The organism is Geodermatophilus sp. SYSU D01186 (assembly GCF_054050215.1).
The window spans coordinates 65,637-91,478 of record NZ_JBJGYW010000011.1 but is presented as its reverse complement, the minus strand read 5'-3'; the positions used below and the strand labels follow the sequence as shown (position 1 = coordinate 91,478).

General features: G+C 77.2%; 25 protein-coding genes. 12 read left to right on the top strand and 13 right to left on the bottom strand.

Annotation, left to right across the window (positions count from 1 at the left end; all coding sequences use genetic code 11):
* Positions 1-70: 70 nt before the first annotated feature.
* Both ACI784_RS10560 and ACI784_RS10555 read right to left on the bottom strand, forming a co-directional pair.
* The gene (locus ACI784_RS10560) at positions 71-955 is read right to left on the bottom strand and encodes a hypothetical protein (protein WP_457013419.1); all 885 of its coding nucleotides are present in this window, start codon (positions 953-955) and stop codon (positions 71-73) included.
* Between the two features lie 87 nt (positions 956-1,042).
* Positions 1,043-1,849: a lipase family alpha/beta hydrolase gene (locus tag ACI784_RS10555; RefSeq protein WP_457013418.1), complete on the bottom strand. Its 807-nt coding sequence runs from the start codon at positions 1,847-1,849 to the stop codon at positions 1,043-1,045.
* Between the two features lie 68 nt (positions 1,850-1,917).
* On the opposite strand from ACI784_RS10555, the gene ACI784_RS10550 reads away from it, so the two are divergent.
* Together ACI784_RS10550 and ACI784_RS10545 are read left to right on the top strand one after the other, a co-directional pair.
* Positions 1,918-2,574, top strand: a complete 657-nt coding sequence (locus ACI784_RS10550; protein ID WP_457013417.1) for a CDP-alcohol phosphatidyltransferase family protein — start codon at positions 1,918-1,920, stop codon at positions 2,572-2,574.
* 128 nt (positions 2,575-2,702) lie between these two features.
* Complete coding sequence (locus tag ACI784_RS10545) at positions 2,703-3,680, top strand: carbohydrate kinase family protein (RefSeq protein ID WP_456924797.1); 978 nt, start codon at positions 2,703-2,705, stop codon at positions 3,678-3,680.
* A gap of 110 nt (positions 3,681-3,790) precedes the next feature.
* Here the strand turns inward: ACI784_RS10545 and ACI784_RS10540 are convergent, their stop codons facing one another.
* The 6 genes from ACI784_RS10540 to ACI784_RS10515 are packed head-to-tail and all read right to left on the bottom strand — an operon-like array spanning position 3,791 to position 9,101.
* The gene (locus ACI784_RS10540) at positions 3,791-4,441 is read right to left on the bottom strand and encodes a flavin reductase family protein (RefSeq protein WP_457013416.1); all 651 of its coding nucleotides are present in this window, start codon (positions 4,439-4,441) and stop codon (positions 3,791-3,793) included.
* Complete coding sequence (locus tag ACI784_RS10535; protein WP_457013415.1) at positions 4,438-5,574, bottom strand: glycosyltransferase family 2 protein; 1,137 nt, start codon at positions 5,572-5,574, stop codon at positions 4,438-4,440. The genes ACI784_RS10540 and ACI784_RS10535 overlap by 4 nt, the downstream gene beginning before the upstream one ends.
* Positions 5,571-6,371 (bottom strand): carotenoid biosynthesis protein, encoded by an 801-nt coding sequence (locus tag ACI784_RS10530; RefSeq protein WP_456924800.1) that lies wholly within the window; start codon positions 6,369-6,371, stop codon positions 5,571-5,573. Before ACI784_RS10530 ends, ACI784_RS10535 begins: the two co-directional genes overlap by 4 nt.
* Entirely contained in the window at positions 6,368-8,008 is a 1,641-nt protein-coding gene (locus ACI784_RS10525; protein WP_457013414.1) for a phytoene desaturase family protein, read from the bottom strand. Before ACI784_RS10525 ends, ACI784_RS10530 begins: the two co-directional genes overlap by 4 nt.
* Entirely contained in the window at positions 8,005-8,592 is a 588-nt protein-coding gene (locus tag ACI784_RS10520; protein WP_456924802.1) for a GNAT family N-acetyltransferase, read from the bottom strand. Before ACI784_RS10520 ends, ACI784_RS10525 begins: the two co-directional genes overlap by 4 nt.
* Positions 8,589-9,101: a YbaK/EbsC family protein gene (locus ACI784_RS10515; RefSeq protein WP_456924803.1), complete on the bottom strand. Its 513-nt coding sequence runs from the start codon at positions 9,099-9,101 to the stop codon at positions 8,589-8,591. The genes ACI784_RS10520 and ACI784_RS10515 overlap by 4 nt, the downstream gene beginning before the upstream one ends.
* A 227-nt stretch (positions 9,102-9,328) precedes the next feature.
* Between ACI784_RS10515 and ACI784_RS10510 the strand changes: the two genes are divergently transcribed.
* From ACI784_RS10510 to ACI784_RS10480, 7 genes are all read left to right on the top strand, one after another.
* The gene (locus ACI784_RS10510; RefSeq protein WP_456924804.1) at positions 9,329-9,649 is read left to right on the top strand and encodes a DUF6504 family protein; all 321 of its coding nucleotides are present in this window, start codon (positions 9,329-9,331) and stop codon (positions 9,647-9,649) included.
* Positions 9,649-10,137, top strand: coding sequence for an SAV_6107 family HEPN domain-containing protein (locus tag ACI784_RS10505; protein ID WP_456924805.1), 489 nt, complete (start codon positions 9,649-9,651; stop codon positions 10,135-10,137). Before ACI784_RS10510 ends, ACI784_RS10505 begins: the two co-directional genes overlap by 1 nt.
* 73 nt (positions 10,138-10,210) lie before the next feature.
* Positions 10,211-13,978, top strand: coding sequence for a DNA polymerase III subunit alpha (locus ACI784_RS10500; RefSeq protein ID WP_457013413.1), 3,768 nt, complete (start codon positions 10,211-10,213; stop codon positions 13,976-13,978).
* 149 nt (positions 13,979-14,127) lie between these two features.
* Positions 14,128-14,616 (top strand): VOC family protein, encoded by a 489-nt coding sequence (locus ACI784_RS10495; protein ID WP_457013412.1) that lies wholly within the window; start codon positions 14,128-14,130, stop codon positions 14,614-14,616.
* Between the two features lie 260 nt (positions 14,617-14,876).
* Positions 14,877-15,635: a class I SAM-dependent methyltransferase gene (locus tag ACI784_RS10490; RefSeq protein ID WP_457013411.1), complete on the top strand. Its 759-nt coding sequence runs from the start codon at positions 14,877-14,879 to the stop codon at positions 15,633-15,635.
* A gap of 14 nt (positions 15,636-15,649) precedes the next feature.
* Positions 15,650-16,828 (top strand): alkaline phosphatase family protein, encoded by a 1,179-nt coding sequence (locus ACI784_RS10485; protein WP_457013410.1) that lies wholly within the window; start codon positions 15,650-15,652, stop codon positions 16,826-16,828.
* 101 nt (positions 16,829-16,929) lie between these two features.
* A complete protein-coding gene (locus tag ACI784_RS10480; protein ID WP_457013409.1) occupies positions 16,930-17,058 on the top strand; it encodes a hypothetical protein in 129 nt (42 codons plus the stop codon).
* A 3-nt stretch (positions 17,059-17,061) separates the two neighbouring features.
* Here ACI784_RS10480 and ACI784_RS10475 read toward each other — a convergent pair whose 3' ends face one another.
* The 3 genes from ACI784_RS10475 to ACI784_RS10465 all read right to left on the bottom strand — a co-directional run bounded on the left by ACI784_RS10475 (position 17,062) and on the right by ACI784_RS10465 (position 19,644).
* Positions 17,062-18,003 carry a sucrase ferredoxin gene (locus ACI784_RS10475; RefSeq protein ID WP_456924811.1) on the bottom strand — a complete coding sequence of 314 codons (942 nt, stop codon included), beginning with the start codon at positions 18,001-18,003 and terminating at the stop codon, positions 17,062-17,064.
* A gap of 10 nt (positions 18,004-18,013) precedes the next feature.
* Positions 18,014-19,102, bottom strand: coding sequence for a cupin domain-containing protein (locus ACI784_RS10470; RefSeq protein WP_456924812.1), 1,089 nt, complete (start codon positions 19,100-19,102; stop codon positions 18,014-18,016).
* Between the two features lie 233 nt (positions 19,103-19,335).
* The gene (locus ACI784_RS10465) at positions 19,336-19,644 is read right to left on the bottom strand and encodes a BatC protein (RefSeq protein WP_456924813.1); all 309 of its coding nucleotides are present in this window, start codon (positions 19,642-19,644) and stop codon (positions 19,336-19,338) included.
* Positions 19,645-19,859: 215 nt separating this feature from the next.
* Here ACI784_RS10465 and dinB point away from each other — a divergent pair, with 215 nt between their 5' ends.
* The 3 genes from dinB to ACI784_RS10450 all read left to right on the top strand — a co-directional run bounded on the left by dinB (position 19,860) and on the right by ACI784_RS10450 (position 22,078).
* Positions 19,860-21,062, top strand: a complete 1,203-nt coding sequence (gene dinB / locus ACI784_RS10460) for a DNA polymerase IV (protein ID WP_457013408.1) — start codon at positions 19,860-19,862, stop codon at positions 21,060-21,062.
* Between the two features lie 185 nt (positions 21,063-21,247).
* Entirely contained in the window at positions 21,248-21,655 is a 408-nt protein-coding gene (locus ACI784_RS10455) for a DUF3040 domain-containing protein (protein WP_456924815.1), read from the top strand.
* Between the two features lie 84 nt (positions 21,656-21,739).
* Complete coding sequence (locus ACI784_RS10450; RefSeq protein WP_457013407.1) at positions 21,740-22,078, top strand: DUF2750 domain-containing protein; 339 nt, start codon at positions 21,740-21,742, stop codon at positions 22,076-22,078.
* 4 nt (positions 22,079-22,082) lie between these two features.
* Here the strand turns inward: ACI784_RS10450 and ACI784_RS10445 are convergent, their stop codons facing one another.
* Both ACI784_RS10445 and ACI784_RS10440 read right to left on the bottom strand, forming a co-directional pair.
* A complete protein-coding gene (locus tag ACI784_RS10445) occupies positions 22,083-24,482 on the bottom strand; it encodes a transglutaminase family protein (protein WP_457013406.1) in 2,400 nt (799 codons plus the stop codon).
* Positions 24,479-25,837, bottom strand: a complete 1,359-nt coding sequence (locus tag ACI784_RS10440; RefSeq protein ID WP_457013405.1) for a DUF58 domain-containing protein — start codon at positions 25,835-25,837, stop codon at positions 24,479-24,481. Before ACI784_RS10440 ends, ACI784_RS10445 begins: the two co-directional genes overlap by 4 nt.
* Positions 25,838-25,842 lie beyond the last annotated feature (5 nt).

Here is a 25,842-nt window from a genome sequence, read left to right as displayed (position 1 = left end):
TGCTCCGGGCGCGGAGCCGGCGCACCGGAGTCCTGCTCTGCCCTCCGGGGTGGGCAGAGCACGAGCGTCGTCAGAGCGGGGTGCCGACCCCCTCGGGTGGCTCGGCCAGCGGGGCGCGGGTGCGGGTCATCAGGTCGACCAGCTCGGTCATCGCAAGCCGGACGCCGGCGATCTCCTCGGCCACGCCACCGATGCCGCCGTCCCCGTGCCCGGGGGCGGCCGTCTCCACGGTCAGCCCGTCGATCACCGCCGCGCTGCGCTCCAGCCGCTCGAGGTCGGCCAGCTGGCGCAGCTCGGCAGAGAGCAGGGCCGCCTGGTCGCGGTACCGGATGAGCGCGTCGGCGCGCCGGCCCAGCTGCCGGGCGGCGTTCTCCAGCGCCCCGGACTGCCGGTCCCAGTACTCGGCGGCCGGCCCGGCGGGGCGCAGGCCGAGGGTGAGCCGGGCGGACCGGATGCGCAGCGCCAGGTCCACGATCTGGTCGACCTCGGCCTGCCCGTCGAACGCCGCCCGGCTGGAGGCGAGGAAGGGGGAGTGCCAGGCCGGCTCGCGGACCGTCTCCGCCCACGCCCGGGAGGCCGCCGCGGCCACCCGCGCCTCGGTGGTGTCCCAGGTGGCCAGGGAGGCCTCGGGCGACGGCGGGGGAGCGGCGGGCGGGGTCGCGCCTGCCTCCCTCCGGTACCGGTGGACGGCGACCCCCGCCAGCGGGACCAGCAACCCGAGCCCGGCGGTCAGGAGGAACAGCAGGACGCCGAGGACCAGCTGCTGGTTCGACGGCAGCCGCAGCCACTCCCGGCCGAGCCAGTCCAGCCAGTCCAGCCGGACGACGGCGTCGCGCAGCTGCGCCCAGGTCGGCACCGGGCTCACCGGCCGCGGGCTGCGGACGACGACCAGCCGGTCGCCGGTGAGGTACCGGGTCGGCCACAGCGCCTCCCCGTCGGGGGTTGCCGAACTCATGTGCGGGTCCTCTCCTCGCCGGTCCTCCTCCCAGCATCGGCAGCGCGGGCGGGGACTCCTGTCCAGCGCGCCGCCTCCTGCCGCCGGTCAGCCCGTCCGCAGCCGCGTGCAGTCCGCGGCGCCCGGTGCGGTGGGCTCCGCGGCGTCGAGCACCTCGACGACCAGGCTCATGACGAGCGGGTCGCCGGGCAGGTCCTCGTGGCGGGTACGGGCATCGGCACACACCGACTGCACCGGCACGTCGAGCGCGCCGTCCAGCCGCGCGGACTCCGGCGGGGTGACCGTCGCGTCCGCCGTCGTCCAGACCGAGATCCACTCCGGGCCCTCCGGCGTCTCGTCGCCGGCGTTCAGCCCGGCCACCAGCGCGCTGCCCGTCGTCATCTGCCGGCACCCCTCCGGGCACCGGTCCGGGGCGACGGCGGCGGCCAGGTCGGCGACGGTCGTGCCGTGGTGCGGCGCGCCGAGGGTGACCACGCGGCGGGCCACCTCGGCACCGCCGTCGGCGGCCCACAGCCGGGCGACCAGCCCGCCGGCCGAGTAGCCGACGACGTCGACGCTGCCGGCGCCGGTGCGGGCCAGGGCGCCGTCGACGGCGTTCGCGAGCGCGTCGGCCGCGGCGGTGAGGTCGCCGGTGCCGTCGCCGGGCAGGTCGACCACCGTCGCGTCCCGGCCCGCCGCACCCAGGCGGTCGGCCAGCGGCCGGAGCGCCGCGGTGGAGCCCCCGTAGCCGGGCACCAGCAGCACCGGTCCCGGCTCCTTCGCCTCGGCGGACGTGCCGGCGGCCCCCCGGTCGCCGCCCCACAGCAGCACCGCCCCCACCACCAGGATCGCGACGAGGGTGAGGGCCGTGGCCCCCAGGACGAGGCGGCGGGGGATCGGGGGACCGGCGGGCACCCGCCCACTGTCCCCGATCTCGCCGCCGCACGGCCGGCCTGGTGGACTGCCCGCGTGGGAGGGACGCCGTGCTGAGCCGGGAGGAGTACCTCGCCGCGTGGTCGGAGTGGCACGGCGGGACCGACCCGGCGGGCAACCGGCTGGTCCGCGGCTGGCTGTCGGCGGCCTACGCCGCGGCCCGCCCGCTGGCCGGACTGCCGCCGATCGCGGCCACGGCGCTCGGACTCGCGGTCGCCGTCGCCGCCGTCGTCCCCGCCTGGGCCGGCGGCGCGTGGCTGGTGCTGGCCGGGCCGCTCATCGGCGTCTCCGCCGTCCTCGACTCCCTCGACGGCGCGCTGGCCATCGCCACCGGCCGGGCCTCCCGCCGCGGGTTCGTCCTCGACTCCGCGGTGGACCGGCTCTCCGAGGCCGCCTTCGCCGCCGCGCTGTGGGCCGCCGGCGCACCCGGCTGGCTGGCCGCCGCGTACGGCGCGCTCTGCTGGCTGCCCGACTACCTGCGGGCCCGGGCCGGGCAGGCCGGCGTCGCCGAGACCGGCGCCGTCTCGGTCTGGGAGCGGCCGAGCCGGGTGGCGATGACCGGTTTCACCCTCGGCGGGGCCGGGGTGCTCTCCGGCCTGGACCTCGCGACCGAGACGGTGACCGCCGGCACCGCTGCGGGATGCCTGCTCGGCGTCGTCGGCGTCGCCCAGCTCGGGGTGTCGTTGCGCCGGGCGCTGGCCGACTGACGCCGGAGCGGCGCCGGACGGCGGCGCCCGGGGGCGCCTCCTAGGCTGGTCGCGGCCCGGCACCCCCGCCGTCCACCTCGTCCCGACACCGCGCGGGCCGTCAGAGACCGTCCCCGAGGGAGCGCCCCGTGCCCGTCGTCGTCACCGGATCCATCGCGACCGACCACCTGATGACCTTCCCCGGCAAGTTCACCGAGCAGTTCGTCGAGGGCCAGATGGAGAACGTCTCGCTCTCCTTCCTCGTCGACGACCTGGTGCAGCACCGGGGCGGCGCGGGCGCGAACATGGCCTTCGGCCTGGGCCTGCTGGGCCTGGGGCCGGTGCTGGTCGGCGCGGTGGGCAGCGACTTCGCCGACTACGAGGCGTGGCTGAACCGGCACGGCGTCGACACCGGCAGCGTGCACTGGTCCGAGCTCAAGCACACCGCCCGGTTCGTGTGCACCACCGACGCGGTGAACAACCAGATCGCCTCCTTCTACTCGGGCGCGATGAGCGAGGCGTCGTCCATCGAACTGGCGCCGGTCGCCCGCCGGGTGGGCGAGCCGGACCTCGTCGTCGTCGGCCCCAACGACCCGACCGCGATGGTGCGGCACACCCAGGAGTGCCGCGCCCGCGGCTACCGCTTCGCCGCCGACCCCAGCCAGCAGCTGGCCTGGGCCGACGGCGGGATGATCCGCGACCTCGTGGACGGCGCGGAGGTGCTGTTCACCAACGAGTACGAGGGCGCGCTGCTGCTGCAGAAGACCGGCTGGACCGACGCCGAGGTGCTCGACCGCGTCGGCACGTGGGTGACCACCCGCGCCGCGGACGGCGTCCTGGTGCGGCAGGCCGGGACCGAGCCGATCTCGGTGATCGCCGTCCCCGAGACCAAGCCCGTGGAGCCCACCGGTGGCGGCGACGCCCTGCGCGCCGGGTTCATCGCCGGCCGCACGTGGGGGCTGTCCCTGGAGCGGGCCACCCAGCTCGGGTCGGCGGTGGCCACCGAGGCCGTCGAGGTCATCGGCACGCAGGAGTACGAGCTGCGGAAGGGCCCGTTCCTCGAGCGGTTCGCCGCCGCGTTCGGCGCCGATGCCGCCGACGAGGTCGCCCCCCACCTGCCCGGCTGAGCGCCGGGTGCTCCGTTCCGTTCCCGGGTCTGGGGAGCACGTTCTGTGCACAGACCGTGCTCCAGCGGGCTCCGACAGCACGTTCTGCGCACAGACCGCGCTGCCCTCGGCTACTCGTTGCGGAGCTGCTCGCCGATCGAGGGGTCCTCGCTCCAGCGGCGGTAGGAGATCCGGCGGATCTCCTTGACCTCGCCGACCGTCGTCCACTCGTTGCCCCCGAGGCGGGCCAGGGGCTGCAGGTGCTCGATCCGCGGCCGGCCGTCGGTGACCGCGCTCTCCCAGACGCTGACCAGCTCGACGCGGCCGAAGACGACCGTGCTGTCGCCCAGCCGCAGCGTGGAGTGCAGCGTGCACTCCACCGCGACCGGCGACTCCGCCACCCGCGGCACCGACACCCGCTCGCCGGGCTCGAGGGCCACGCCGCACTCCACGGCCTCGCTGGTGCCCGGGGGGAAGTCCGTACCACTGGCGTTTACCTGCTCGAACAGCCACTCCGGGGCCAGGCTGACGGTGAACTCCCCGGTGGCCTCGACGTTGCGCAGCGAGTCCTTGCGGCCGACCGAGGTGAACTGCACGACCGGCGGGTCGACGCAGGCCACGGTGTAGAAGGAGTGCGGCGCCAGGTTCACCACGCCGTCGGCCGAGCGGCTGGTCACCCAGGCGATCGGGCGGGGCACGACGATCGAGTTGAGCACCCGGTAGAAGGCGCCGCTGTCCATGGCCGCGGGGTCGAACGGCACGCGGGCGTGCGGGCTGGTCACCGGGGCATCGTCTCCCAGGCCGGGCCGGCCGCGCCGACCGGGCGGCCCCGCCAGGACAGCGTGCCCCGCCGCCGGCCGGCCACCGAACCGGCCAGCAGGACGTCGAACAGCAGCACCGACACCGGGTGTGCCAGGGAGTCCGGCCACACCCGGCTGCCGGTGACCGCCGCCGACACCGCCCGCCCGGCCACCCCCGCCGCGTAGCCGGCCAGCCCCGCCCGCGAGCCCTGCAGCGCCGCCAGCGCGGGCAGCACCTCCACCGCGGTCAGCCCGGCGGCGACCGCGACGCTCGCCGCCGGGGACCCGCCGACCGAGGCCCACAGGGACTTCGCGTACCCGGCGCGCAGCTCGCCCCAGCCCGCGTACATGCGGCACGCGGCCAGCCGCGACCCGTCGACCGGCACCGCCCGGCCGCCGGCCCGCTTCACCGCCCGCGCCAGGGCGACGTCCTCGATCACCTCGCCGCGGACCGCGCCGTGCCCGCCGGCCGCCGCGTAGCCCGCCCGCGTTGCGACCAGGAACTGCCCGTTGGCCGCGGTCAGCGACGGCCGGGGCGAGCGCTCGGCCAGCCGCACCGGCAGCGTCGTCATCCACAGCCACGGTCCGAGGGGCTGCACCAGCCGCTCGGCGAGCGTGCCCGTCACCGGCCGGGGCCACGGCGAGACCAGATCCAGACCGTGCCGGTCCAGCAGCGCCACGGCACCGGCCACGGCGTCCGGGAAGAGCCGGACGTCGGCGTCGACGAACACCAGGACGCCGTCCACCGTGTCCTCCGCAGCCGCGCCGACGGCGCACGCGTGCGGCTTGCCCAGCCAGCCCGCGGGCGGCTCCGGCGCGGTCACCAACCGCACCCGTGGGTCGTCCACCGCCCGGACCGCCGCCGCGGTGCCGTCGGTGGAGCCGTCGTCGACGACCACGACACGCAGGTCGGGCACGGCCTCCTGCGCCAGCACCGCGGCCAGGCAGGCGCCGACCTGCGCCTCCTCGTCCCGTACCGGCAGCACCACCGTCACGGGGCAGCGCACCGGCGGCGGGCGCTCCGGAGGACGGCGCAGCAGGACGGCGTTCAGCGCGGCGTGCAGGGCACCGGCGACCGCCGCCCCGGACAGGACGCGCAGCAGCCGGCCGCTCACCGGCGCGGAGCCCGGCGGGCCTGGCGCGCGAGCGCGACGAGGACGGGGACGGCGAGGACGACGCCCCACGCCGCGGACCCGGGCAGGCCGAGCCAGCCGGCGTGGGCCAGCGCACCGCCGAGGGTCATCCAGGCCAGGGCGAGCAGCGGGGCGCCGTCGCCGAGGCGGGGGGACGTGCCGGCGACGAGGAGGTCCAGCAGCGTCATGAGCACCAGCCCGGCGAGCAGCCAGCCCGCGAGGTTGGTCAGGGGCACCGTGTCGATGCCCGGCAGTGACGGCCGCGGGTGCGCCCACGTCCAGTAGCCGGCCTGGACCATCTGCGGATCGAGCACGACGTCCCAGGCGGCGAAGACCGCCGCGGCGACGGCGACGCGCGCCGGGCGGTCGCGGGACGGGCGCACCCCGCGGGTCAGCCGGGCCGCCAGCAGCCAGCTCGGCCAGGCCATCATCAGCCAGGCCAGCGGCACCAGGAACGGGACGCCGAACAGCGTGGGCCCGAGGTCGTCGCTGTAGACGTACTGCCCGTACGGGACGCCGGTGGCCAGCCCCACCGCCTCGAAGGCCACGGCCGTCACGGCGGTGACCAGCAGGACGCCGGCGCCGGTGCGGGCGCCCCGGCTGAGCCCGGCGTGACCGACCGACAGGGCGGCACCGAGCAGCACGATGGTCCAGCTGACGACGTTCCGGGCGGCGCCGTCGGTGAGCGGGTAGGAGACGGCGACCAGCACCAGGAGCCCGGCCAGCGCCCAGGGCACGAGACCGGCCGCGCGGCGCGCCCGCGGCACGGTCAGGGTCACCGCCGGCTCCGCACCCGGCGGGCCAGCCGGCCGGCCGCCGCGCGGGCCCTCGGAGGCAGCCGCCGGTCGGCGAGGACGACGCCGGCCGCCGTCCGCCCGGAGTTGCCGGAGACCCCGCCACCGGGGTGGGTGGAGGCGCCGGCCAGGTAGAGGCCGGGCAGCCCCGGCACCCGGTAGCCCGCCAGCGCCGGCGTCGGCCGGAAGGCGAACATGCTGGCCAGGCCCATCTCCACGTGCATGACGTTGCCACGCAGCAGGGACAGTTCGCGTTCCAGCAGCACCGGCGTCTGGACGTACAGCCGCTGTACCGACGCCGCGAAGCCGGGCGCGTACCGGTCGACGGCCGCGACGAGGCGCTGCGCCTCCGACTCGGCGAGGGCGTCCCAGTCCGTGCCGTCGGCGAGTGCGTACGGGTACCACTGCCCCCACACGGTGACCACGTGCTGCCCGGGCGGGGCGAGGGTGTCGTCGGTGGCGGAGAAGCACATGGCCAGCGGCACCGGCTCCCGGGGCAGCCGGCCGGCCCGCCAGTCGCCGTGCGCGGCGGCCAGCTGCGCGCGGTCGGTGCACAGCAGCTGCAACCCGCCCTGCGCCAGCTCCTGCGGCACGCCCGGGTAGACCGGTGGGGAGTCGGTGAGCGCCCGCAGGACCAGCCCGAAGCCGTTGCCCAGCGGCGGGTCGGCGTCGGCCAGGGCGGGCGGGGCGTGCTCCCCGGCCAGGTCGCGGGTGGCCAGCACGTGGCAGGCGGCGACGACCACGGGCGCGGCGATCCGCCGTCCGGACGTCGTCCGCACGCCGGCCACCCGGCCGTCGTCCACCAGGAGCCGGGCGGCGCCGTCGCCGAGGGTGACCCGCCCGCCGTCGGCCTCGAGCCGGCGGCGGAGGGCGGCGCTCAGGCCGCCGGAGCCGCCGACCGGGTGCCCGGGCGGCACGTCGTGCAGCAGCGTCGCCCAGGCCACCATCGCCGCGGTGCCCGGCTCGGACGTGGGCGGACCCGACTGCGCGCCGAACCAGGCCAGCGCCGCCTTGAGCCGCTCGCTGGTGAACCAGCGGTCCAGCAGCGCGTCGCCGGACCCGAGGAAGTCGACGGCGAGGTCGCCGCCGGGCGTGCGCGGCCGCCCGTCGGCCGGGGCGCCGAGCGGCCAGAAGGAGCGCAGCAGCCCGGCGGCGTTCGGCCGGCGGCCGAAGGAGGCGACGACGGCCCGGCTGCGGGGTGCCCAGACCTCGACGAAGCGCCGGTAGGCCGCGGCGTCCGCGGGCCCGCAGGCGGCCTCGATCGAGGCGCAGGTGGCGTCGAGGTCCACGGAGAAGACCAGCGGACGGCCGTCGGGACCGGGGGCGCCGGGGCAGGGGGCGGGGGCGAAGCCCCAGGGGTCGCAGTCGAGGTAGCGCAAGCCGTGCGCGGCCAGGTCGAGCTCCTCGACGATGCCGCTCTGCCGGATGATGACGTGCGCGCTGGAGCCGCGGTCGACGCGGACGCCGGGCCACCGCTCGACGGTGGAGACCGCGCCGCCCAGCACCTCGTCGGACTCGACGACCTCCACCGCCAGCCCGGCGCGGGCCAGGTAGCAGGCGGCGACCAGCCCGTTGTGCCCGGCGCCGACGACGACGGCGTCGACGGTGGCGTCGGCGCTCACGCGGAGTCGGACCGGGGCACCGGGGAGGGCAGCGGGAGGCGGGCGCCGAGGATCGCGAACGGCCGCGAGTCGCCGGGGAAGTGGTGGTTGCGGGCCAGGTCGACGAAGCCGTCGGCGTGGTACAGCCGGAAGGCCTTGGTGTCGTTGTCCGGGGTCGACAGCAGCGCCGCCGGGTACGGCAGGTCGGCGACCAGAGCGTGCAGCAGCCGGCGGCCCAACCCGCGGCTCTGGTGGTCGGGGTGGACGTGCAGCTCGCAGACCTCGAAGGCGCCGGGCAGCCACCGCTTCGCCGTCCGCCGGTCCAGCGCGGCCCGCACCTGGTCGTGCCACCACTGCCCCGGTGCCACGAGGTAGCCGTAGCCGAACCCGACCAGCTGCTCGCCCTCGGGGGTCGTCACGAACGCCCCCACGGCCCGGAACCCGGCGCGCTCGGTGTGCTGGATGGCGTAGCCGTACCGGCCGGCGACGACCGACGGCGAGTACCCCATGGCCGCGCCGTAGATCGCCAGGGCGTCGTGCATGTGGTCACGCAGCCACGTGGTGGGGAGCTCGGTGACCCGGGTGGCCGGGGTCGTGCCGGTCACGGGGCGACCACCTCCACCGGGGCGACGAGGCCGTTGCCGACCTCGGCGGCCGTGCCACAGGTCAAGCGGAGCAGCTCCTCGTAGGTGGTGGGGAAGACCGCGTGCGGGTGCCCGGCCGCGGCCCAGACCCGCTCGTGGCGGGCCAGTTCGATGTCGACCAGCGTGCCGATCGGCTCGGGGTGGCCGATCGGGGCCACGCCGCCGATCGGCTGGCCGGTGTGCCGGCGGACGAAGTCGGGGGAGCCCGGCCGCATGCCGGGGACGCCGAGCAGGGCCGCGACCTGGACGACGTCGACCCGGTGGGCGCCGCTGGTGAGCACGAGCACCGGCGTGTCGTCGACGTCGAAGACCAGGCTGTTGGCGATCGCGCCGACGGGGACGCCGAGCTGTGCGGCGGCCGCGGCGGCGGTGCGGGCGCTGCCGGGCAGCTCGCGCACCTGCCCGGTCGCGCCCGACTCGGCCAGGAGCCGGGCGAAGGCGGCCACCCGCGGGTGCTCGGGTCGGCTCATGGGTCCGATCCTGCCATTGGCCCGGACCGCTCGCGCCCGCGCGAGCTGCGGCATCTCCCCACTGCCGCGCGTCCCGCTTGACGTCGTCGGTGGGGTCGGGTCTACTCGACGTCGTTCGAACACGCGTTCGAACAGCGAGCCGGCCTCCCGCCGCTCCCGGGTCCTTCCCCACCCGGTTGCGGTGGGCCGGGGCCGGCCGCTCGGCGCAGAGCGGTGGGGAGTCTGTCATGAGCCGGGTGCTGGGTGGGGTCGGCGGTCGGGTCGGCGAGGAGGTGCAGGTGGAGCGGGGGCCGCTCGGTCCGGCACAGTTCTGGCGCGGGCAGTCGCGGTACGTCGTGGGCGAGCTGCTCGACTCGTGGGTGGAGACCGCGCCCTGGTGGGACGCCGGGGTGGCCGGCGGCGCCTCCGCCGAGCTGGTCGCCACCCGCGAGGTGTGGCGGCTGGAGGCGGTCCGGGCCGGGCGCTCCCGGATGAGCTTCGCCGGGGTCTTCGACCTGTCCTGGGACCCGACGGCCAACCAGTGGTCGCTCGTGCGGGTGCACGACTGATGGGCGCCGTCCACGTCATGGCCGACCAGCTGCCGCTGCCCCCACCGCTGCCCCCGGCTGCCGTCCAGTTGCTCGACCAGGCCTCCCGGGCGCTGGCGGAGGCGGCGGCGAGCACCGACGCGCGCCAGCGCTACGCCACCGCCCACCTGGGTGCCCTGCGCGCCGCCGCGGCGGTGCTCGCCGCCCGCACCCGTCCGGAGGGCGGCCGCCGGCGGCCGCGCAGCGCCTGGGTGCTGCTCGGCCAGGTCGCCCCGGAGCTGGGCGAGTGGGCCACCTTCTTCGCCGCCGGTGCCGCCAAGCGGGCCGCCGCGGAGGCCGGCCTGTCCCGGGCGGTCACCGAGCGCGAGGCCGACGACCTCGTCCGCGACGTCCGCGCCTTCCTCGCCGTGGTCGAGAGCAGCCTGGGCAGCACGCCGCCCGAGCCTGAGTCGCCCCGCCTGGCGCGGCCCCGGGTGGTCGGCGGCTCCGAGCACCGTCGCCGGAGGTGAGCGAGCTCGCGAGCTCACCAGGGGGCGCAGCAGCCCCGCGAACGCGGCCGACGAGCGCCAGCGAGTCGGACTCGTGAGCGCCGACCCCTTCGTCCACCTCCACGTCGCCTCGGGCTACTCCATGCAGTACGGGGCCAACCACCCGGCCGACCTGGTGAACCGGGCCGCCGAGCACGGCATGCGCGCCCTGGCGCTGACCGACCGGGACGGGCTCTACGGCGCGGTGAAGTTCGCCCTCGCCTGCCGGGCGGCCGACGTGCGCCCGGTCTTCGGGGTGGACCTGGCCGTGGTCCCGTCGGTCGACTCGACCGTCCCACCGGCGCTGGCGCCGGCCCTCGGTGGAGGGCACTCGCCCGGGCTGACCCGCGCGCGCCGGCCGGACACCCCGGCCGGGCGGGCCGGCTCGGGGCGCCGGGTGCCGGCCCGCGGCGGTGCCAGCGTCGACCCGCGGCTGCCGCGGGTCACCTTCCTCGCCCGGGACGGCGCCGGCTGGCGCTCGCTGTGCCGGCTCACCAGCGCCACCCACCTGCGCGGCACGCGCGGGGAGCCGGTGAGCTCGCTGGCGCTGGCCGCCGAGCACGCCACGGGGCTGGTCGCGCTGCTGGGCCCCGACTCCCCGGTGGGGCGGGCGCTGGCGGCCGGCCGGGCCGACGTCGCCGCCGCGCGGCTGGCGGCCTGGCGCGCGGTCTTCGGCGCCGGCTCCCTGGTGCTGGAGGTCGTGCACCACCGCGGCCGGGGCGATCGCGCCCGGGGGCAGGCGCTGATGCGCTTCGCCGCCGCCGAGGGGGTCCCGGTGGTGCTGACCAACGCGGTCCGCTACGTCGACGCCCTCGACGCGCCCACCGCCGACGTCCTCGACGCCGCACGTCGGCTGGTCCCGCTCGACGCCCGGCACGTCGACCGGCGCACCGCCGAGGGCTACCTGAAGTCGGGCAAGGAGATGGCCCAGGTCGCCGAGGAGCTCATCGGCCCCGACCGCGAGGCGGTGCTGCGGTTGCTGGAGCGCACCGCCCGGCTGGCCGAGCAGTGCGCCGTCGACGTCCGGGCCGATCTCGGCATCGGCACCGTGCGCTACCCCGAGCTCGACGTGGTCACCACCCCGGCCGAGCAGGGGATGGGGCCGTCGCAGGTGCTGCGGGCGCGCTGCGAGGCCGGGCTGGGCCGGCGCGGGATGGCCCTGACCGAACGGGTGCGGGTGCGGCTGGAGGAGGAGCTGGAGGTGATCGACGCCCTCGGCTACCCGTCCTACTTCCTCACCGTCGCCGACGTGGTCGACCTCATCTCGAGCTTGAGGGTCCGCGCGGCGGCGCGCGGCTCAGGGGCCGGGAGCCTGGTCACCTACCTGCTCGGCATCTCCGACGTCGACCCGATCCGCTACGGCCTGCTGATGGAGCGCTTCCTCTCCCCGCTGCGCCACCAGCTGCCCGACATCGACATCGACGTGGAGTCCGCGCGCCGGATGGAGGTCTACGACGCGGTCATCGACCGCTTCGGGGCGCACCGGGTCAGCTGCATCTCGATGATGGACACCTACCGGGTGCGGCACGCCATCCGGGACGTCGGTGCCGCGCTGGGGCTGCCCCCGGCGGAGATCGACGCCGTCGCCAAGGCCTTCCCGCACATCCGGGCCAACCAGGTGCACGCCGCGCTCAAGGACCTCCCGGAGCTGCGGGCCAGCCGGCTCGGGTCGCGGCGCAGCGGCGGCTCGGGCGACCTCGACCTGCTGTTCGACCTCGTCGCCCGGCTCGACGGCCTGCCCCGGCACATCGCCCTGCACCCGTGCGGGGTGCTGCTCTCCGACGCCACGCTGCTCGACCGCACCCCGGTGGAGAACAGCTACCTCGGCTACCCGATGAGCCAGTTCGACAAGGACGACGTCGAGGAGCTCGGGCTGCTCAAGCTGGACCTGCTCGGCATCCGGATGCAGTCGGCGATCGCGCACGCCCTCGACGAGGTGGCCCGGGTCGACGGGGAGGTCGTCGACATCGACGCCGTGCCCCGCGACGACCCGACGACGTTCGAGCTGATCCGCAGCACCCGCACCCTCGGCATGTTCCAGATCGAGTCGCCGGGGCAGCGGGAACTGGTCGGCAAGTTCGGGCCGCAGACGTTCGAGGACATCATCATCGACATCTCGCTGTTCCGGCCCGGGCCGGTGAAGAGCGACATGGTCACCCCCTTCCTCATGGCCCGGAACGGCTGGCGGGACGCGGTCTACCCCCACCCCGACCTCGCCTTCGCCCTCGAGGAGACCGCCGGGGTGGTCGTCTTCCACGAGCAGGTGCTGCAGGTGGTCCACCGGATGACCGGCTGCACCCTGGCCGAGGCCGACGAGGTGCGGCGTGCGCTGGGGGAGAAGGACGCCCACCCGGAGGTGCGCGCCTGGTTCGTGCCGCAGGCGCTGGCCGCGGGCTACCCGCCCGAGGTCGCCGAGCAGGTGTGGGAGGTGCTGGTCGCCTTCGGCTCGTTCGGGTTCTGCAAGGCCCACGCGGCGGCCTTCGCCCTGCCCACCTACCAGTCGGCGTGGCTCAAGGCGCACCACCCGGCGGCCTTCCTGGCCGGGGTGCTCACCCACGACCCGGGCATGTACCCCAAGCGGCTCATCCTCGACGACGCCCGCAACTTCGGCGTCCGCGTGCTGGGCCTGGACGTCAATGCCTCGACCGGCGCCTACCGCGTCGAGCGGCTGGACGACGAGGACGAGGACGCGGGCCCGTCGTGGCGGCGGCCGGAGTGGATGCCGACGTCGATGGCCCACCCGTCGCGGTACGGCATCCGGCTGTCCCTGGCTGACGTCAAGGGGATCTCCGACGACGAGGTGGCCCGCGTCGTCGCCGGGCAGCCCTACCGGTCGCTGACCGACTTCTGGCACCGGGCGTCGGTGTCCCGGCCGGTGGTGGAGCGGCTGGTGCTGGCCGGCGGCTTCGACTCCCTCTACGGCTTCGGGGTGCGCGACCGAGAGGCCGGCCGGCCTACCCGCAGCCGTCGGCAGGTCACCCGCCGTGACCTCCTGCTCCAGATCGGTGAGCTGGACCGGTGGAGCCGCAACGGTGCGAAGGCGAGCTCCGGCGGGCAGCTCAGCCTCGACCTCATGGGGCTGGAGCTCCCCGGGGAGGAGGACGCCGGCCCGGAGGAGGCGGGCCTCAGCTGGGCCGCGGGCAGCGGGCTGCCCGAGTTCACCGACGCCGAGCTGGTCCGCGCGGAGCTGGAGGTCCTGGGCCTGGACGCCAGCCGGCACGTCGTCGACTTCTACCGGCCGTTCCTCGCCGCGATCGGCGCGGTGCCGGCCGGGGAGCTGCTCGGCAGCCGCAGCGGCGCGGAGGTGCTCGTCGCCGGGGTCAAGGTGGCCACCCAGACGCCGCCGATCCGGTCCGGGCGGCGGGTGGTCTTCGTGACCCTCGACGACGGCACCGGCTGCACCGACTCCACCTTCTTCGAGGACGCGCAGGGTCCCTACGCCGCCACGGTCTTCCACTCGTGGCTGCTGGTCATCCGGGGGGTGCTGCGCCGCACCGGCCCGCGGGGGGTGTCGCTGCGGGCCACCGGGGCGTGGGAGCTGCCGGCGCTGCACGAGGCGTGGGAGACCGGCGGGGTGGCCGCGGTCGCCGAGCAGATGGCGGCACCGGGGGAGTACACCGAGGCGGCCATCACCGGGGCGGCGGCCTCCCGCGGCTCGCGCCCGGTGGTGGTCAAGCCGGTGCTGGTCCACCCGACCGGGTTCCGGATGTCGCCCTACGCCGACATCAAGCCGGCAGGGGACGACGCCGCCACCGCGGCGCGGCGGGCGGCCGCGGCACCGCGGAAGCTGTGGCACTCCAGCCCCGGCAGCTCGGGCCACTGAACAGGCCCCGCCGGTGGCGTGCGGTTCCGGCGCGTTCCCCCACCGGGTGCGCCGGAACCGCACACCCACCGCCGACGAGAGCCCGATGAGTTCCGGGCGGCCGCGCCGTCTCCCCCCTGACGGGCAGACCAACCGGGGAGGAGACCCCCATGCCGAAGCAGATCCCGTGCCTGTGGTTCGACGGGCAGGCCGAGGAAGCCGCCCAGCTCTACACCTCGGTCTTCCCGAACAGCTCGATCGGCGACGTCACCCGCTACGGCCCCGACATGCCGCCGCCCATGAAGGAGGGCGACGTCCTCACCGTGGACTTCACCCTCGACGGGCAGGAGTACACGGCCCTCAACGGCGGGCCGCAGTTCCCGTTCACCGAAGCGATCTCGTTCCAGATCATGTGCGCCGACCAGGACGAGGTCGACCACTACTGGGACCGGCTCATCGCCGACGGGGGCGAGGAGAGCCAGTGCGGCTGGCTCAAGGACAGGTTCGGCGTCTCGTGGCAGGTCGTCCCCGTCGAGATGCTCAGCCTGCTGAGCGACCCCGACCCCGGCCGGGCGCAGCGTGCCACCCAGGCGATGCTGCAGATGCGCCGCCTCGACATCGCCGAGATCCGGCGGGCCGCCGACAGCGTCCCCGCCTGAGGGGCCCCGTCCAGGGCACCGCCGCGAGCGTGCGAGCGGTGAGGACGGGGTCCTCCTTGGCTCTTGGCCCCGTCCAGAGGCTCGCCGCGAGCGTGCGAGCGGTGAGGACGGGTCCTCCTTGGCTCTTGGCCCCGTCCAGAGGCTCGCCGCGAGCGTGCGAGCGGTGAGGACGGGGTCCTCCTTGGCTCTTGGCCCCGTCCAGAGGCTCGCCGCGAGCGTGCGAGCGGTGAGGAGGACGGGGTCCTTATAGGCTCCGACGGGTGCCGCCGTCTGCTCCTGCCTCGCCCGCCGCGGACCAGCTCCCTGCCCGGGCGGCCGCCGTCTGGGCCGCCCTGGACCCGCTCGTCGCGGCCGGCACCCCGCTGCGCGTGCTCGACGTCGGCGGGGGCAGCGGCAACTTCGCCGTCCCGCTGGCCCGCCTCGGCCACGAGGTGACCGTCGTCGACCCCAGCGCCGACGCCCTCGCCACCCTCCACCGCCGGGCGGAGACCGCCGGCGTCGCGCGGCGGGTCCGTGGCGTGCAGGGCGACGGGGACCTGCTGCACGAGGTGGTCCCGGCGGGGAACGGCGACGAGGGCAGCTACGACCTGGCCCTGTGCCACTCGGTGCTCGAGGTCGTGGACGACCCCGCCACCACCCTCCGCGAGATCGCCCGCGCGCTGCGCTCGGGCGGCACCGCCAGCATCGCCGCGGCCAACCGGGCCGGGGCGGTCCTCGCCCGCGCGGTCGCCGGGCACCCGGTCGAGGCCCTCGCGCTGCTCGAGGACCGCGACCCCGCCCCGCGCCGCGCGGCCCGCCCCGCCCGCCGGCGCTTCACCCCCGACGACCTGCTCGCGTTGGTCGAGGGCGCGGGGCTGCAGCCGGGCTCCTGGCGGGGGGTGTCGGTCGTCGCCGACCTGCTCGACGTCACCTCCGGCGCTGACCCGGCCGCCGTCCGCGGCCTGGAGCTGGCGCTGGCCGGGAGCTCGCCCTACCGCGACGTCGCCGCGGGGCTGCACGTCCTGGCCACCCGGACGTGACGCGGGACGGCGCAGTGTCGGCCGCGTCCCTCCCGGCGGACCTGGCCCGCCCCCGCTACGGGACCGCGACGCTCGCCGACGTCCTCCCCGGGGCCGCCGCCGCCCTGGGCGTCCCGGTGGAGCGCGGGGACCTGCCCGCCGACCCCCTCGGGCTCACCGCCGCCCTGGCCGGCGCCCGCCGGGTGGCCGTCCTGCTGGTGGACGGACTCGGTGCCGACCTCGTGCGCGCGCACGCCGACGTCGCGCCCGTCCTCGCCGGCCTGTCCACCCCCGTCGGTGACCTGTCGGCGCCCTGCCCCAGCACCACCCCGGTCAGCCTCGCCACCCTCGGCACCGGCCTGCCCCCGGGCAGCCACGGGATCCTCGGCTTCGTCACGGCCGTACCGGGGGAGGAGCGCACCCTCAACCACGTCCAGTGGGCCGACGACCCCGACCCGCAGGCCTGGCAGGCCCGGCGCAGCGTGTTCGAGCAGGTCGCCGCCGCGGGCGTCGAGGTCAGCGCCGTCGCCCCCTACGCCTTCGCCGGCTCCGGGCTCACCCGGGCGGTCTACCGCGGCGCGCGGTACGCGGGCACCGTCAGCCCGGGCGACCTCGCCGCCCGCCTGGTGCACTCGCTGGCGGCCGCCCCGCGCAGCCTCGCGTACGGCTACACCGCCGAGCTCGACCTCACCGGCCACGTGCGCGGGCTGGACTCCGACAGCTGGCGGGCCCAGCTGGCCATCGTCGACCGGCTCGTCGAGCAGGTCGTCGACGGCCTGCCCGACGACGCCGCCCTGCTCGTCACCGCCGACCACGGGATGCTCGACGTCCCGCCGGAGACCCGCATCGACCTCGACGCCGACCCGGTCCTCGACGAGGGCGTCCGGCTGCTCGCGGGGGAGCCGCGGGCCCGCTACGTGCACGCCGTCGACGGCGCCGCCGACGACCTGCTGGCCCGGTGGCGGGAGGTCCTCGGCGACCGTGCCTGGGTCGCCGGCCGGGACGAGGCCATCGCCAGCGGCGTGTTCGGCCCGGTGGACGACGACCTCGCGCAGCGGATCGGGGACGTCGTCGCCCTCACCCGCGGCACCTGGGCGCTCACCGCGACCGAGCGGGAACCCGGTCCCAGCCGGCTGGTCGGCTACCACGGCTCACTCACCGCGACCGAGCTGGCGATCCCGTTGCTCGCCGCGCGGGGCCGCGCCCTGACCTGACCCCGGCCCCGCGCGGCCGTTGACGGCGGCGGCCGGGAGGACGACAGTGCCCCGCGACCGGCGCTCGACGTCCCCTCGCTCCCGGCAGGGCGGAGTCCCCGATGACCGCCAGGCGCGCACGCCGCACACCCGTCTGGACCGGCCTGGCCCCCGCGCCGGTCGTCGCGGTGCCCCTCGTGGGGTCGGTGCTGGTCGCGTCCGGCACGGCCGCCGCCGGCGCGGGAGCCTGACCCCTAGACCGCCGGGACCAGCCGCACGTGCCAGACGTGGGTGTGCGCCTCGTGGGTCGCCCGGCAGGTGAGCCGGGCCGCCTCCTCCGACATCCGGCTCTCCACCTCGGCCACCACGTCGCCGCCCGGGCCGGCGAGGGTCACCACCCACCGCTCCACGTCCGAGCCGTGCGGGGTCAGCCGCCGCACCGCGCGCGGCGGCAGGTCGTCGACGCCCAGGAGTGACAGCTCGCCCCGGGCGGCGTGCTGGGCGGCCTGCACCGGCGGCGGGCAGCCGGCCCGGCCGCGCAGCCACGGCAGCGCCACCCGCCCGGCGGCGTGCGCGGCCACCAGCGGGGCGCCGTCGTCGGGCACCTGCCCGTAGTAGAAACCGTGCGGCAGCACCAGCACGTTGGCCGCGAAGCGGTCACCGCCCAGGTGGCTGCACTCCCACACGTCGTCCGACGGCATCAGCCGCGCCAGCGGCCGGCCGCGCAGCGCGCAGCAGGCGTCGTGGCCGCCGTGCGCGCACACCAGGTACGTCGGCCCGGTGGCGGGCTCGCCGACCGAGCCGTCCCACGGGGCGTCGAGCAGCTCGCCGTCCGCGGCGCGGGAGGACCACCACAGCCCCTCCCGCCCGGGCCGGCCGTCGACGTAGGCCCAGCGGCGCGGGGAGTCGGTCAGCCGGTCGCCGGGCCGGCGGACGAGCAGCACCCGCACGTTCTCCACCCGCGCCCGGTGCGCCACCTCCTTGGCGACGTCGGGGTCGAAGCGGGACTGCCGCAGCGCGTCGACGCCCCACGGCCCCGGCTGCTCGATGAGCAGCCAGCGCTGCGCGGGGGAGGCAGTGGCCACCCCGGAGTCGCCGCGGACGAGCGCACGCACCGAGCAGCGGTCGTCGTCGATCCGGCCGACCGGCCGTCCGGGGACCTCCCCGGGGCGGCAGAAGTCGGTCGCGTCCGTCACGCCGGGCGGCTCACGATCCGGTCCCGGGCGCGCGGTCACGCGCCCCATCGTGCCCCGGGACCCGGCCGGGGACGACGGCGTCGGGGACGACCGCGATCGACTCGGTCACCAGCCGCCGCGCGAGGGTCAGCTGGTCGGCGTCGTCGAGGCCGGGCAGGTCGGCGACCTTCAGCTCGCCCGCGGCCAGCAGCGCGGCCAGCGCGGGGCGGGTCGCTGCGGGCGACTCGAGCGACCGGCGCCCGGCGTCCAGCGTCACCCGGTCGCCGTCGGCCTCTCGCAGCCGGCAGCGGAGGCGGGGGCGGACCCGCAGCACGGTGTCGGCGGTCAGGGCCGCGGCGGCGGTCGCCTGGGCCAGGGGCGCCACGGGCTCGGGCCGCACCTGGGCCCATGTGCGGCTGCGCAGTCGGTCGGCGACCTCGGCGGGGTCGACCCGGTCCAGCCAGCCCTTCAGTGCGGCCACGACCGCCGTGACGTCACCGGTCACCGCCGACGGGTCGGCGAGGTCGAGGCCGAGCGGGAGGGAGCGACGCAGCTCGGGGTCCTCGGCGGCGAGCACGCGCACGAGGTCGAGCGCGGACTCGGCGGCCGCCCAGCGGGTCACCGGGTGAACCCCGATGGTGAGGTGCGCGCTGATCTCGCCCAGCGCGGTCGCCGCGTGCAGGTAGCCCCGGGGCAGGTAGAGGGCGTCGCCGGGGCGCAGCACCGCGTCGATCACCGGCTCGCCCTCGGCGGCGGCGGCCACGGCGGCAGCCCGGTCGTTCCACGGCTGGGTGCGCAGCGGGTCGGGGAGCACCGGCTCGTGGATGCGCCAGTGCTTCTCGCCGGCCACCTGCAGGACGAAGACGTCGTGCACGTCGTAGTGGGCGGAGAACCCGCGCGAGGACGGCGGGGTGATGTAGGCGTTGACCTGCGTGGGGTGTCCCAGGTCGGCGGCGAGCTGGTCGGCGAACTCGATCAGCGGCGGCCACAGCCGGTGCAGCCCCTGGAGGACCACGGTGCTGCCGTCGGCGAACAGTCGCAGCACCGCGTCGGAGGAGATCTGGTCGGCGATCTCCGCGCCGGCGCCGCCGGAGGTGGTGAACCGCTTCGGGTCGACCACCGCGCCGTCCTTGGCGATCCGCAGGAACGGGGTGCGCAGCCCGCGGCGGGACAGCAGCTCGTCGACCGCGGCCAGGTCGAGCAGGTCGGCGAAGGACCCGCCGGTCCGCTCGGCCCGGGTGAGCAGTGGCCGGCGCGACCAGTACTCCTCGGCGAAGACCTGCGGGTCGAGGGCGGTGCACCGACGCAGGGCCGGCCGGGAGTCCGGCCGGCCCTGCGTGGTGGTGGTCTCGGTCAGGCCGAACCGTCCGCGCCGCCGTCGGCACCGCCGTCCGCGCCACCGTCGCCCGCACCGCCGTCGGCGCCTCCGTCCGCGCCACCGTCGGCCCCGCCGTCACCCGCACCGCCGTCGGCGCCTCCGTCCGCGCCACCGTCGGCCCCGCCGTCGGAGCCGCCACCGGAAGCCCCGCCGTCGGCCGGGCCGTGCGCGCCGCTGTCAGCCCCGCCGTCGGCGCCGCCGTCACCCGCGCCGCCGTCGGCACCGCCGTCCGCGCCGCCGTCGCCCACGCCGGCCGTGGTCATGTCATCGTCGTCGAGCGCCATGGGTCTCCGATCACATCGGGTCGCGAGCCACCGGACGGTGGCCCTCCGGGCGTGCTGTACCTCACGCATCCTGCTCTCACACACCCGCTCCGACCAGCGGGAACGGCGTGTCGGCAACGGCTCGGTCACGACGCGGTGTCGGGGTGCCGGGACCGCGCCGGGGGCGTTACCGTCCTCCCGAATGTCGAACACGCGTTCGACGTCGGGAAGGGGTCATGAGCCAGTCCGCCCGTGCTGCCGGGTGCGGCGTGCTGCACGTCGACATGGACGCGTTCTTCGCCAGCGTCGAGGTGCGCCGCCGGCCCGAGCTGGCCGGCACCCCGGTGATCGTCGGCGGGGCCGGCAACCGCGGCGTGGTCACCTCGGCCACCTACGAGGCGCGCCGGTACGGGGTGCACGCCGCGATGCCCACCTCGCGGGCGCTGCGGCTGTGCCCGACGGCGACGGTGCTGCCGGGGGACATGGCGCTCTACGCCGAGGTGTCCCGGTCGGTCATGGCGCTGTTCCGCTCGATCACGCCGCTGGTCGAGCCGCTGAGCCTCGACGAGGCCTTCCTCGACGTCTCCGGGGCGTCCCGGCGGCTCGGCGACGCCGCCGAGATCGGGGAGTACATCCGCGCGCGCGTCTACGACGAGCAGGGCATCACCTGCTCGGTGGGCGTGGCCGGCACCAAGTTCGTGGCCAAGCTGGCCTCCACCTCCGCCAAGCCCGACGGGCTGCGCGTCGTCCGGCCCGCCGAGGTCATGGAGTTCCTGCACCCGCTGCCGGTCGGCGCGCTCTGGGGGGTGGGTGCCAAGACCGAGGAGGTGCTGCTGCGGCTGGGGCTGCGCACCGTCGGCGACCTCGCCCACGTGCCGGCCCGCACGCTGCAGCGGGCGGTGGGCGCCGCGGCCGGCTCCTCCCTGCACGAGCTGGCGTGGGGCCGTGACCCCCGGCGGGTGGTGCCCGACGAGCCGGAGAAGTCCGCCGGGCACGAGGAGACCTTCGCCACGGACGTCGACGACCCCGTGGTCATCCACCGGGAGCTGTTGCGGCTGTCCGAGCGGACGGCGGGCCGGCTGCGCGCGGGTGGCTGGCTGGCCCGCACGGTGAGCATCAAGGTGCGGTTCGCCGACTTCGCCACGATCACCCGGTCCCGCACCCTCGACGTCCCGACCGACGTCGGGCAGGAGCTCTACGACACCGCCCGCGCCCTGTTCGACGCCCTGGGGCTGGAGCGGGCGCGGATCCGGCTGGTGGGGGTCCGGGCCGAGCGGCTGGTCGAGGCCGGCTCGGCGCCCCGGCAGCTGGAGCTCGGCGCCCGGGAGCGCGGCCGCCGGGAGGCCGAGCTCGCCGCCGACCGGGCCGCCCGCCGGTTCGGTGCCGGCGCGGTGCGCCCGGCGACCCTGCTGCACCGCGACCGGCAGCGCACCCGGTGACCGCCGGCGAGGAACCCCGGACGACGCTCGTTCGTCCTCTCCCTGGAGTCCCCGACCCACTCGCGAGAGTGATCACGGCGGGTCGGGGACGACTCGCCTTTCGCGCCCCGCAAAGGGCTCGTATCCTCGATGTCACCGTCGGCGGCACCTCCGACGGGATGTGTTCAGGCCCCATGGAGGTCGACGTGCCGCTCTCCGAGCACGAGCAGCGTCTGCTGGAGCAGATCGAGCGCGCCCTCGTCGATGACGATCCGAAGTTCGCCTCGCAGGTCCGCACCGGTGACCGTCGGGTCAAGGCCCGCCGCAAGCTGCAACTGGGTGCCCTCCTGCTCCTGGTCGGGATGGCCGTCCTCGTCGGTGGCGCCGTGGCCCCGTCCGTCCCTCTCGGCGTCCTCGGGTTCCTGGTCGCCTTCGGTGGCCTGGCCCTCGCCGTCCTCAACTACCGGTCGGCCACCGGCGTGGTCGAGTCCGGCCCGACCGGGTCCACCGGGCCCGCGGCCGCGCCCGGGCGCGGCGGCCGGGGTGGCAAGCCCCGCCGCCAGCCGCTGAAGAACCGCCTCGAGGAGCGCTTCCGCCGCCGCTACGACCAGTAGCCCCCACGAGCCCCGCGACAGCCGCCGTCCCCGCCGGACGGCGGCTGTCGCGCGTCAGGGCCTCCGACGACCGCTGGAGGAGTCGTGTCCGAGCAACCGGTGTGGCAGGCCCTGACCGCCGCCCGCGGGCTGTGGGGCTGGGGCGACGACGACGGCATCGTCCCGTGGACCGCCGAGGACGGCCGCGACGTCGTCCCCCTGTGGGCCTCGGCGGAGGAGGCCACGGCCGCGGCCGGCACCGAGGGCGACCCCGGTGAGGCGCCGGTGTTCCTCGACCTGGACACCCTGCTCGCCGAGATCCCCGGCTGGCTGGACGCCGGGATCGCCGCCGCCGTGCTCTCCGCGGGCGGTGACGGGCACCGCGTGCCCCTCACCGAGCTGACCGAGCGGCTGCTGCGCCTGCAGGTCGACGGCCCGGCCTGACGCCTCAGCCGCGCAGCGCCGGACGGCGGCCCCACCTCGGCCGCGGCAACCGGACCGGCAGTTCCCGCGCGCTCCGGGCCAGGGACGGCGGCCAGAGCACTGCGCGCAACCGGGTCCGGGGTGCGGCTCCGGCCAGCAGCCCGTGCCGGGCGGTGGCCAGCGCCGCCGCCAGCTCCGTCCCCGCCGCGGGGGTGCTGCCCGGGCGCGCGTAGCTGGCCGCCTCCTCCGCGCGGGCCAGCCGGGTGACCGCGTCGGCCGCGGCCTGCGCGCCTCCGTGCCGGCCGCCCGGGCGGTGCGTCCCGCCGCCGCGCTCGCCGATCGCCGCGATCAGCTGCTCGGCCACCTGCCGGGGGGTCCGGGCGGGGTCGCCCTCCAGTCCGACGTCCAGCGCGGTCGCCGACAGCTCGTCCCACAGCGCGGCGGCGCTGCCGTCGGACAGCCGGCGCCGCCGCTGCAGCGCCCGCAGCCCGGCCGGGACCGCGACCAGGGTCGCCGCAGCGAGCACGCCGGCGGCGCCCAGCAGCACCGGGCGCAGCCAGTCGTTCGACTCCGGCGCGGCCTGCGGCGCCGGCAGCTGCTGCGGCACCGGCTCCAGCTGCGGCGTGGGGGTGACCGGCCCGGGCAGGGGGACGACGGGGGCGTCGGCGCGGTCGTCGGCCTCCTGGTCCTGCACCCGCGGGGACCACGGCAGGTCCACCGCCCGGTCGACGTCGATCGGGGTGGGGTCGAAGGGGATCCAGCCCAGGTCGTCGAAGTAGACCTCGACCCAGGCGTGCGCGTCGTCGCTGGTGACCACCCGGCTGCCATCGGGCTGCACGGTGCCCGGCGTGTACCCGAGCACCACCCGCGCCGGCACCCCGGCCGCCCGGACCAGCGCCGCCATCGCCCCCGCGTACTGCTCGCAGTAGCCCCGCTTGAGGCGCAGGAAGTCGGCGAGGTCGTCGCCGCTGGTGCCGGGGGCGGTGGACAGGGAGTACTCGAAGCCGTTCGCCGGGTCGGTGAAGTGCCCGTAGATGGCCCGGACCCGCTCGTAGGGGCTGGTCAGGCCCTCGGTCAGCGAGGCGACCAGGTCGGTGACCGCCGGGTCCATCGGGGGCAGCGCGGTGTAGCGCTGGATCAGCGGGAGGTCCGGCGCCGGCGGCTCCGCGGCGGCCAGCTCCTCGGGGGCGGGGCGCGGCTCGACCGCGGCCACCGACCAGGTGCGCCCCTCGGTGGTCACGTCGCGGCCGAAGACGGCAGCGGTGCCCGGGTCGAACCGCCACTGCTGGGCGTCGGTGACCGAGACCGAGAGGGGGGAGTAGAGCAGCGGCAGGTAGACGTCCTCGTGCCCGAGGGCGGTGACCAGCGCGTCGACCGGGCGGCCGTCCCGCCGTCCGGGCAGGGGGGCCAGCTCGCTGTCGTCGGCCACCGCCGTCTCGCCGTCCAGGTTGCCCACCGACCAGCCGTCCTCGGCGTCGTAGACCTCCAGCGCGACCACGCGCAGGTAGCCGGGGTCGTCGACCGAGGCCTGCACGCGCAGCAGGTCGATCGGCTCGTCGAGGGTCAGCTGGCCCTGCAGGGCGGCGGCCGGGTCGAGCGCCGTCCCGGTCGACCCGCCCGGGCCCCGGCCGATCCCGCCGGCGAAGGTGCCCTCGGTGAGGGTCGGCACCACCGCGCCGACGACCAGCCCCAGCAGCACCGCGATCGTGCCGGTGCGCAGCGCGGTCAGCGTGCCGGTGCCCAGCAGCGGCCGGTGCCCCCCGGCGGGCCGGTGCCGCAGCCGGCGGTGCTGGTCGGCCCACAGCAGCAGGGCCAGCCCGGCCGCGGGCGCGGCCACCGGCAGCGCGCCGATCGTGCCGGTCACCGTGCTCACCGGCACGCAGATCAGCACCAGCAGCCCGAGCCCGGCCAGCGCCGGCTGCCGCCCGCCGACGGCGACGAGGTCCACGACCACCGCGACGAACCCGACCATCAGCGTGGTCAGCGCCAGCAGGCCGGTCAGGGGCAGCGCCGGTGTCGCCTGCTCCTGGATCTCGGCCGAGCCGTCGGCGAGCACCGACAGGAGGTCCGCGACGCTCGCGCGGGTCGGCAGCCACCCGCCGGCGGCCTGGGCGGGGGCGAACACCGCGGTGACCAGGCAGCCGAGCAGCGCCAGCTGGCCCAGCGGCACCAGCGGCACGCCGAGAGCGGCCCAGCGCACGGACACGGGGCGGCCCGGCGCGAGCGACGTCCACAGCACCGCGCCGGCGCCGCGCAGGAGCAGCCCGCCGGCCGTGACGACGGCGACGGCGGCCAGCACCGGCGGCAGCCACGAGCGGTCGGTGAAGACGGGGACGAGCGCGAGCGTGCCCAGGGCGGTGGCGACGGCGGCGGCGAGCGCCGTGCCGGCCTCGGCCAGCGCGATGCGGGAGCCGGGGCCGGTCACGCCGGCACCCCGCGCAGCCCGGCCGCGGCGGTGCCGGGGCGGCCGAGCTGGGACCACACCGCGGCCACGGAGTCCCCGGAGGCGGCGACGGCGACCCGCCAGCCGCCGGCGCGCAGCAGGCGCGCGGCCGCCTCGCGCTGGCGGGCCAGCTCGTCGCGGGCGGCGCCGGTGGCCGCCCGGCGGCCGCGGGTGAGCTCGGTGCCGGCCCAGCTGCCGATGTCGGCCAGCACGGCGAGGTCGGTGCCGGGGCCGGAGCGGGCGCGCACCAGCTCCGCGGCGTCCTCGGGCCCGACCGCGCCCAGCAGGGCGATGACCGGGCCGTCACCGGCCGCGCGGGTGAGCAGGTCCAGGCCCGGCCCCAGCGCCGACAGCCGGGACGGCGAGACCGCGGCCAGCCGGTCCAGCAGCTCGCCGGCGCCCAGGCCGTCGGCGTGCTCGGCGGGCGCCAGCTCGACCGCGTCGGTGACCACCCGCAGGGTGGCGCCCCGGCCGAGCAGCTCGGTGCCGATGCTGGCGGCGGCCTCGACCAGATACTCCAGGCTGTCCGGCGCGGGCGCGTCGCTCCCGGCGGTGGCGGCGGCGCGGTCGGCCGCGTGCCCCCGGGCCAGCACGTGCGCGCGGGCGCGGGTGTCGAGCAGCAGGGTGGCCTGCGCCCGCCACGGGCGCTCCTCCAGGCGCACCATCAGCTCGCCGGTGCGCGCGGTGGCCCGCCAGTGCACCTTCCGCAGGTCGTCGCCGTGCCGGTACGGGCGGGTGCTGACGTCGTCCTCGCCGTGGACGGCGATGGCGCGGCGGGCGCCGGCGTCGCCACCGCCGTGGCCGCCGGACGGGCCGCCCGGGCCCAGGGCCACCACCCGCGGCACGACGACGAGGGGGGCGCTGTCGGCGCCGGCGACGCTGCGCAGCACCAGGCCGAACGGGTCGACCAGCCGCAGCTTCAGCGGGCCGAGCCGGTAGCGGCCGCGGCGGCCGCCGTGCACCCGGTACCGCAGGGTGGCGGTCTCCCCGCCGGGCAGCCGGTCGACGACGAACTCCGGGGTGGCGCCCAGCTCGGCCGGGACGGTCTCGGCCATCAGCCACAGCCCGCCGGTGCCCCGGCCGGCGTTGGTGACCTCCAGGCCCACCTCGGCGTCCCCGCCGCGGGGCACGCGGGCCGGGGTCACCGTGCGGCGGGAGGCCACCCGGAACCGGCGCCGGGCCACGGTGGCCGCCGACAGCAGCGGCAGGGCCAGCACGAAGACGGCCACCTGGACCAGCGGACGCTCGCCCAGCAGGACGCCGAGCAGCAGGAGCGTGAGACCCGCGGCGACCAGGCAGCGCCCGCGGAGGGTGAGCGTGGCGAGGGCGGTCGCCACCGGTC